The following is a 2083-nucleotide window of genomic DNA, read 5'->3' on the forward strand; positions in this document are numbered from 1 at the left end:
AGTGTGTCGTCTTCATATACGAATCAATGGGGTGACCATTTCTTTAAGGCAATGGCCGGTTTCCAGATGGAAGTGCAGCAAAACTCAAGCATGTATGCGTATAAAGACGGAGTGATGAGCGATGATACATTCTCTTTTGACAATGCAAACGGAAAAGCCTATAATAGTGAAGCGCGTGACCATTGGGCAACCATGGGATTCTATACCCGTTTGAACTGGAACTACCAGAATGTCTATTTTCTGGAATTTAGCGGACGTTATGATGGTTCGTCACGTTTCGCTTCCGGCAATCGTTGGGGATTTTTCCCTTCTTTCTCTGCCGGTTATGACATTGCCCGTACCGACTACTTCAAGCAATGGAGCTTGCCTGTTTCACAGTTGAAAGTGCGTTTGTCTTACGGACGTTTAGGCAATCAGAATGGAGCCGGACTATATGATTATCTGAACTTCATGACATTGAGACCGGACTATTCAAATGCATGGTTGCTTTCCGGTGTCACTTCGGCTACTCCGGTACGTGGTACAGTCGCTTTAACACCTTCTATGGTAAGCCCGTACATTACATGGGAAAAAGTGGATAATGCCAACTTAGGTTTCGACCTGACTTTGCTTAACAATCGTTTGACGATTACGGCGGATATTTACCAACGTACGACCAAAGACATGATTGGCCCGGCTGAAGCAATTCCTGATATTGGCGGTATTGCTGTTGACCAACGTGCTAAAGTAAATAATGCAACGCTACGTAACCGTGGATGGGAATTGTCGGTTAACTGGTCTGACCAGCTGAAGAATGGTTTCAGTTATGGAATCGGTTTCAATATCTTTGACTACAAAGCAGTGGTAACCAAATACAATAATCCGGAAGGATTGATTTATAACAACCACACCGGTCTGGTTCGTAACAAAGGTTATTACCAGGGAATGGATTTAGGTGAAATCTGGGGATATGAAGCAAATGATCTGTTTCTCACCAACCAGGAAGTGGATGAATATCTGAGAGGAGTAGACATGTCTTTCTTCAAACCGAATAAGGATTGGCAACGTGGTGATTTGAAATATATCGATTCGAACGGTGATGGTAAAATTGATCCGGGTTCGGGTACATTGAAAGATCACGGTGATTTGAAAATTATCGGTAATACGACTCCTCGTTACTCCTTCGGTCTGAACTTACATGCCGGTTATAAAGGTTTTGAAGTTTCCGCATTGTTCCAGGGAGTCATGAAACGTGATTTCCCGATGGCTGCAAGTACTTATCTGTTTAGCGGTGATTCCAACTTCTTTAAAGAACATTTGGATTATTATAATGTGTACAACCCGGGGGCTTACCTGCCGCGTCTGACAAAACCCGACAGTCCTGAATATAATGCGAACGTAGGTTACAACACTTCACGTTATTTATTGAACGCAGCTTATATGCGACTCAAAAACTTGATGATTTCTTATAACTTCCAGCCTAAACTGGTTAAGAAGATGGGATTGGAGAACTTGAAAGTGTATTTCACTTGTGATAATCTCTTCACGATTGACAATTTGCCGGACGTATTCGATCCTGAAACCTTGAATCAGGTAAATACATGGGCTGGGGGTAGTAACGAAACTGCTCCGGGATTGACTTCCCCAATGAAGCAAAATGGTAACGGAAAGGTATATCCGTTGAATAAAAACTACGTATTTGGTATTGAATTTACCTTTTAAACCATAAGATATGAAAAGAATATATATAATGGCTTTTGTAGCCGCTTCAATATTACCATTTTCATCCTGTTCTGATTTTCTGGATAGGGAACCGATAACCAAGCCGGAAGCCGGTAATTTTCTGACAGGTGCTATACAGGTCGAAAACTATATTAACGGACTATATATGACGTTGCCGTCTTTTAGTAAGTTCGGTTTGGGAGTTCGCAGTGAAGAAAAGAATAGTGACAATATTATTGCAGAAAAGTATGATGCCCGTTTGCATGGACAGAATAACCAGTTTAGCGGAGCTTCCGATTGGCAGACTGGTTATCAGAACCTGCGTAAAGTGAACTATTTTTTCCATAATTATAAAGTACCCGAAGCACAGGAAAACGAAGAT

General features: G+C 41.7%; 1 protein-coding gene and 1 pseudogene. Both read left to right on the top strand.

The window, feature by feature from the left end; translation table 11 throughout:
* A partial coding sequence (locus tag AB5935_RS24730; RefSeq protein ID WP_368327727.1) for a SusC/RagA family TonB-linked outer membrane protein occupies positions 1-1701 on the top strand: 1701 nt, incomplete at its 5' end.
* A gap of 10 nt (positions 1702-1711) precedes the next feature.
* Positions 1712-2083: pseudogene (locus tag AB5935_RS24735) on the top strand (RagB/SusD family nutrient uptake outer membrane protein); the annotation flags it as partial.

Origin of the sequence: Phocaeicola sp. RTP21198st1_B8_RTP21198_201120 (genome assembly GCF_040929485.1) — a bacterium.
GTDB classification, from domain to species: domain Bacteria; phylum Bacteroidota; class Bacteroidia; order Bacteroidales; family Bacteroidaceae; genus Phocaeicola; species Phocaeicola dorei.